Source organism: Nonomuraea sp. NPDC049784 (assembly GCF_040659615.1).
Classification (GTDB): Bacteria; Actinomycetota; Actinomycetes; order Streptosporangiales; family Streptosporangiaceae; genus Nonomuraea.
On record NZ_JBFAMX010000068.1, the window covers coordinates 24,177 to 31,260 of the forward strand.

3 protein-coding genes are annotated in these 7,084 nt (G+C 66.4%); 2 read left to right on the forward strand and 1 reads right to left on the reverse strand.

All coding sequences use genetic code 11. From position 1 onward, the window contains the following. Positions 1 to 38: 38 nt before the first annotated feature. Positions 39 to 1,178: a lectin gene (locus AB0J09_RS17355; RefSeq protein WP_360691274.1), complete on the reverse strand. Its 1,140-nt coding sequence runs from the start codon at positions 1,176 to 1,178 to the stop codon at positions 39 to 41. A gap of 1,258 nt (positions 1,179 to 2,436) precedes the next feature. Here AB0J09_RS17355 and AB0J09_RS17360 point away from each other — a divergent pair. After that, positions 2,437 to 4,830 carry a ricin-type beta-trefoil lectin domain protein gene (locus AB0J09_RS17360; protein WP_360691277.1) on the forward strand — a complete coding sequence of 798 codons (2,394 nt, stop codon included), beginning with the start codon at positions 2,437 to 2,439 and terminating at the stop codon, positions 4,828 to 4,830. A gap of 140 nt (positions 4,831 to 4,970) precedes the next feature. Then, positions 4,971 to 6,920 (forward strand): alpha-L-fucosidase, encoded by a 1,950-nt coding sequence (locus AB0J09_RS17365; protein WP_360691280.1) that lies wholly within the window; start codon positions 4,971 to 4,973, stop codon positions 6,918 to 6,920. Positions 6,921 to 7,084 lie beyond the last annotated feature (164 nt).

Genomic DNA, 7,084 nt, shown 5'->3' on the forward strand with positions numbered 1-7,084 from the left:
GTCAAACGGAGGCGGACGACCGGCGCCGGGGAGGGATGTCATGGGTCAGGGCGGGTCCAGCGCTGGTTGGCAGCGCCGCTGCAGGACCAGATCTGGAGTTTTACGCCGTTGGCGGTCGAGTAGTTCGGCACGTCCAGGCACTTGTTCGCCCCGACGGCGGTGATGGTGCCGTCGGAGTTGAAGCGCCACTGCTGGTTGTCCTGGCCATTGCAGTCCCAGATGATGACGTTGGTGCCGTCAGCGGTCCCCCGGTTGTACACATCCAGGCACTTGTTGCCGTAGACCCTCAACTCACTTGCACTGGTCGATGTCCAACGTTGGTTGGATTGGCCGTTGCAGTCCCAGATCTGAGCCGGCGCGCCGTTCGCCTGGGAGGCGCCGGAGACGTCCAGGCACCTGCCCGAATCCACGCCTATGATCGCGCCCGTACCAGGCGTGGGCGTTGGGCGGGGGGTGCCGCCCACCGGCTGGCCGATGCTGCCAGGTACTGACTGAAGCGCGTTGTACCAGGCGGCGGCCATCTTGTCGTAGCCGTCGGCGGTGGGGTGAATGCCGTCGATCAGGTCGGAGGTGGCCAACTTGCTGTGCATGTCGACCAGGTGGACATGTTTGCCGCTGTTCGCCTTGCTCTGGACGATGCCGGGGATCGCCGCGTTGAAGGTGCGGCCGGCCGACTCCTGGCCGGAGTTGGACAGCGGGATGATGGTGGCGACGAAGACGTCCGCGTCGGGCACGGCTGTGGTGATGTGGTCGATCAGCGTGGACAGCCGTTGCGGGGCACCGGCCAGGTTGTAGTTCTGCAGGACATCGTTGGTGCCGATGTGCAGCAGCACCGTGCGCGGTGTGTACGTAGGCAGCCAGCCAGTGATGTTCGCGTCGATCTGGTCGATCCGCCACCCGGGATGGCCCTCATGATCGTGGTCGCCCAGGCTGCCCGGCCCATTGAACTGCGACCCGACAAAGTCGACCGTGTAGCGGCCGGCGGCCAGGCGCTGCCACAACCCGATCCGATACCCGCCCGGCACCTGCGTGCCCTCGGTGATCGAGTCGCCCAGCGGCATGACCCGCACCCCGCCGTTGGACTCCGCGCCGGCGGTCTCCGCCCCCATCGCCGTGCCTGTTACGACCAAGGCCACGGCCATCAGCGCGGCGGCCCACCATCGTCCCCACGTACCCATGCTCAACCCCCTCGCCGCCGTCAGCGAGCAGGTCGAATCGATTCGAAAGGTTCGCGGTAACACACTAAACCTCAACCTTCTCGTCAACGAACGCGTGTGGCAGGGTTCCTGGCCCTGATGCGGTCGCATAGAACGCTAGGTAGGGACGCCGAACAGCCGCCCCCATCGGCGTCCGCCTGGACTCGGCGAATCCCGGAGAGCGTGTCGCAAGGTGGCGAGCGATGCATGAAGCGCTCCAGCCGGTCTGTTATGGACACGACGACCTCCTCTTGGAAAAGATCGGCGACTTGGGATTGTGCTGAGCGGTTGCCGTACCCGCGCCGCACGGTGGGCACGGTCCGGGACCGACCCGATTCGGCACGCCGGCGGCTCCTCAACATGATCTGTTAGCGTTAACATCACCTTGGCGAATCCAGCACTCCTTCCGCTCAGGCCGACTGAGGTGGTGGTGTGGCGGAGCAAATATGACGCGAGAAGATCCGTCAAGGGTCCGGCCCTTCTCTGCCACGGTTTCGCCGCGTGCCGAAGTGGCTTGATCTGGCCTAACCGGGTGCGGCCGCGCTGCCGCGGCGGGCCGGGGTGATGAAACGTTCATCCCGTGGCGGCGTGGCATGACGGAGACGCACCAGCGCACAGGCCTCCTAGGCGCCACCATCCGATCGAACCGATTCGTTAGAGCCTTGACTTGTTTCGTGTTGATTTCCACACTTAGTCCGCAAGGCGGCTACCTTCTGCCGGAATCGGTGGTGAGCGGCAGGAGCCCTCGGCTGTGATGTGTCCGGCGATGGACCGGTCGTGGATCACGAAGGTCTCCCCACATGTCTCTCATTGATCCAGCACTGGAGGTTCAGGCATGGGCGACGACGCCATATCCCAGATCGTGCCCGGCGATCATTCAGCCGGGACGGATGCGGCCGCGCTTCCTCCTCGAGCCCGATGCCCAGTCCTCCGGGTACTGGAGCGATGGCAGCCACCTGCTGCTGTCACACATCACGATTGACTTCGCCAGGCGGGATTCACCAAGCCCTACGACAACAGCACCGCGCCCATGGCGCTCGGCGCACACGCCGCGACGCAAGCAGGAAGGGCGTGGACCGGTACGGCCAAAGCGCTGATCCCACCATGCCCTGACAACGGTCCCGGACCGAACAGGGTGCGCGCTAAGCACCTTGAGTTCTCCGGCCTCGCCACCGCCGAAACGCCGCCATCGACTGAGGCCGGGCGACCGTCACATACCTCGTCGAAAGGAAATCTCCTCATGATCCGGCGAAGAACCGCCAAGGCGCGCCTGGCCTCGGCTCTTGTGGTCTCACTGGTGACGGCCGCAATGACCCTCATCGGCGTCTCGCCGGCCCAGGCGGCTGTCGGGATCACGATCAACGGCGGCTCCGGCGGCCGAACCTTCGACGGCGTCGGCGCCATCAGCGGTGGCGGCGGAAACAGCCGCCTGCTCATCGACTACCCCGAGCCACAGCGCGGCGAGATCCTCGACTACCTGTTCAAGCCCGGCTACGGCGCCGCCATGCAGATCCTCAAGGTCGAGATCGGCGGCGACACCAACTCCACGAGCGGCGCGGAGCCAAGCCACCGGCACACCTCCAGCGACCTGGACTGCAACCGCGGTTACGAATGGTGGCTGATGGAGCAGGCCAAGGCCCGCAACCCGAACATCAAGCTGGTCGGCCTCTCCTGGGGCGCTCCCGGCTGGCTCGGCAACGGCAACTTCTGGTCCCAGGACACCATCAACTATCTGGTCGACTGGCTCGGCTGCGCCAAGAACAGCCACGGGCTGACGATCGACTACCTGGGCGGCTGGAACGAAAAAGGCCGCGACCTGAACTGGTACGTCAACCTCAACACAGCGCTGGAGTCCCGCGGGTTCGGCAACGTCAAGATCATCGCCTCGGACGACTGGGGCTTCGGCGTGGCCGACGACGCCGCCGGCAACAGCGCCTTCCGCAACGCCGTGGATGTCTACGGCGCCCACTACGTGTGCGGCTATCGCGGCCCCCAGACCAGTTGCCCGAGCTCGACAACCGCCATCAACTCCGGCAAGACGCTGTGGGCCAGCGAGAACGGCTCCGACGACTACAACGACGGTGCCAAGGCGCTGGCCCGGGGCATCAACCGCGACTACATCGACGGCAAGATGACCGCCTACATCAACTGGCCGGTCATCGCCGCGATCCCGCCGAACCTGCCCTTCGCCACCATGGGCGTGGCCGTCGCGCCGCAGCCCTGGTCGGGTTACTACTCCATCGGCAAGAACGCCTGGGTGATGGCCCACACCACCCAGTTCACCGCGCCGGGCTGGAAGTATCTGGACGCCTCCACGGGCTACATCGGCGGCAATCGCAACAACGGCAGCTACGTGTCGCTGAAGTCACCAGCCAGCTCCGACTACAGCGTCATCATCGAGACGATGGACGCCACCACGGCCCAGCAGCTGAACTTCACCCTCACTGGCGGCCTGTCCACCGGCGCCGTCCACGTCTGGGCGACCAACGTCAACTCGGGCAACTCCTCCGAGCACTTCGTCCGCACCGCCGACCTGACTCCCTCGGGTGGCGCGTTCTCGCTGACGGTGCAGCCCGGCTACGTGTACTCGATCACCACGACCACCGGGCAAGGCAAGGGGACCGCCACCAGCCCCGCCCGCGGCTCGCTCGCCCTGCCGTACACCGACGGCTTCGACTCCTACGCCGTGGGCCGGGAGGCGAAGTACCTCATGGACCAGCAGGGCTCCTTCGAGGTCGCCGCCTGCGGCGGCGGCCGGTCCGGCCGGTGCGTGCGCCAGATGGCCCCCCGCCAGCCGATCCTGTGGACGGGCGGTTCCGACCCGTACGCGCTCCTCGGCGACCTGGGGTGGAACAACTACACCGTCTCCGCCGACGTCCTGCTGGAGCAGAGCGGTTACGTCCAGCTGATCGGCCGGGCCGGCACCCAGCGCAGCTTCGGCCCGGCTGGACTGAACGCCTACTACTTCCGGGTCACCGACGCCGGTGCCTGGCAGATCCAGCGCAACAACACCGACGCCGCCCTCACAACGCTGCGCAGCGGCACGGCCGCCGCGCTCGGCACCGGCCGCTGGCACACCCTCGCACTCAAGTTCTCCGGCAGCACCATCACCGCCTCCATCGACGGCACCCAGGTGGGCTCGGTCACCGATGCCACCTGGGGCGCGGGCCAGGTCGGCATCGGCACCGCCACCACCGAGACCGCCCAGTTCGACAACCTGAGCATCACCCCCGGTCAGGGCGGCGGCAGCGGCGGCGTGCTGCGCGGACAGTCCTCCGGCCGATGCGTCGACGTGCCGAACCAGTCCCAGACCAACGGCACCCAGGTAGCGCTGTGGGACTGCAACGGGGGCGCCAACCAGCAGTGGACGCTCACCTCCGCCAAACAGCTCCAGGTATACGGCAACAAGTGCCTGGACGCCGAGAGCGCCGGGACGACCTCCGGCACCAGAGTCATCATCTGGGACTGCAACAGCGGGACCAACCAGCAATGGAACCTCAACGCCGACGGCACGGTGACCGGCGTCCAGTCCGGCCTGTGCCTGGACGCCAACGGCTCCGGCACCGCCAACGGCACCCCGATCGTCCTTTGGACGTGCAACGGCGGGACCAACCAGAAGTGGACCCGTAGCTGAGAGAGGGGCCGGTCACCGGCCTCGCGGCCATCTTCCCCTTGAAGCTTTTCTCCAAGGTCGCCGCGGGCTACCCCTCCCGAGCCGAAACCGCTGGTGAGCCAGCGGACGACACAGTCACCACCCCACCCCCAGGAGACAGCGTGTCACCCAATCAGCTGTCAACACTCCGCAGACGCACCGCCCTTGCCGGCACCGCTCTGCTCACCGGAGCAGCCCTTCTCACCGCCCCCGCCCTGACCGGCTCCGCCATGGCCGCGCCCGCCGTCTACCAGCCGACGTGGGCATCGGTGGACCAGCATCCGGCCGCCCCGGAATGGTTCCAGGACGCGAAGTTCGGCATCTACTGGCACTGGGGAGCCTTCGCCACCGCTCAGTACAGCAACGAGTGGTATCCGCGCAACATGTACATCTCCGGGCAGGCCGCCAACAACTATCACAAGAACACCTACGGCGATCCCTCGGTCTGGCCGTACAACTACTTCATCGACGGCGCCCGCGACAAGGCAGGCAACTGGGTGCAGTTCGCCCCACGTCTGAAGTCCGCGGGCGGCAACTTCGACCCCAACGAGTGGGCCCAACTGATCGCCGACTCCGGCGCCAAGTTCGCGGGTCCAGTGGCCGAGCACCACGACGGCTTCTCGATGTGGAACAGCCAGGTCAACGAGTGGAACTCGGCCGGCCGAGGCCCCAAGCTGGATTTGCTGCAGCTGTTCGCCAACGCGATCCGCGCCAAGAACATGAAGCTGCTGGTCTCGATGCACCACGCCTACAACTTCACCGGCTACTACGACCACGTGCCGGCGCAGCCCACCACGTCGCTGAAGAAGCTCTACGGGCAGCTCGGCTCGGCCGCGGAGAACCAGCTCTGGTACGACAAGCTGAAGGAGGTCGTCGACAAGGCCCAGCCGGACATCTTGTGGCAGGACTTCAACCTCACCCGCGTCGACGAGTCGCAGCGGCTCAACTTCCTGTCGTACTACTACAACCAGGCCAACGCGTGGGGCAAAGAGGTCGTGGCCACCTACAAGGACGGCTTCAACAACAGCGGCGAGGTCTTCGACTACGAGCGCGGCGGCCCCGGCGACATCCAGTACCCCTACTGGCTGACCGACGACGCCATCAGCAGCTCGAGCTGGTCCTACACCAACGGGATCAGCTATTACAGCGCGCCCGCGATGCTCCACTCGCTGATCGACCGCGTGAGTAAGAACGGCAACATGCTGCTCAACATCTCGCCCATGATCGACGGCACGATTCCCCAGGGTCAGAAAGACGTGCTGAACGCCTTCGGCACCTACCTGAGGCGCAATGGCGAGTCGATCTACTCCACCCGGGCCTGGACCACCTACGGCGAAGGCCCTACCAAGATGGGCGGCGGCTCGTTCACCACACCACGTGCCGGCACGGCGCAGGACATCCGCTACACCCGCAGCAAGGACAACACCGTCCTGTACGCGACCGTACTCGGATGGCCCGGCAACGGCGCGACACTCAACCTCGCCTCGCTGGGCACCGGCAAGGTCAGCCTGACCAACCTCGACAAGGTGGAGATGATCGGCGACACAGCCGGCACGTACATCAACCTGCCGACGCGTAGTCAGGACTCCAGCGGCCTGCACATCACGCTGCCGAACCAGCCATACTCCGCCCTCGCGTACGTCGTGAAGCTCACCTTCAACGGGCAGATCAACTCGGGCGGCGGGGCCGCCACGGCGCTGCGCAACGTCAACGCCAACCGGTGCCTCGACGTCCCGAACTCTTCGCAGACCAACGGCACGCAGGTGCAGATCTGGGACTGCAACGGTCAGTCGAACCAGCAGTGGACGTCGACCGCCGCGGGTGAGCTGGGGGTGTACGGCGGCAAGTGCCTGGACGTGAACGGGGCGGGGACGGCGGACGGCACCGCGGTGATCATCTGGGACTGCAACGGGCAGAGCAACCAGAAGTGGCGACTCAACGCCGACGGCACCTTCACCGCGGTCGGAGCGAACAAGTGCCTCGACGTGCCGAACAACGCCACCGCCAACGGCACCAAGCTGACCATCTGGACCTGCAACGGCGGCGCCAACCAACGCTGGACCCGCACCTGACATACCGAGCGTCTTCGCCGAATCCGGGCGACCGGCCCGGATTCGGCGAAGACGCCGGTTCACCCCCCAAGGAGGAGAGCCATGCAGCCTTCATCCGTTCCCTTGCCGCACGGCGCCGTTCCCCGGCGGCGCCCACCGGCGGCCGTCGCCGCTTGCGTGGTGGC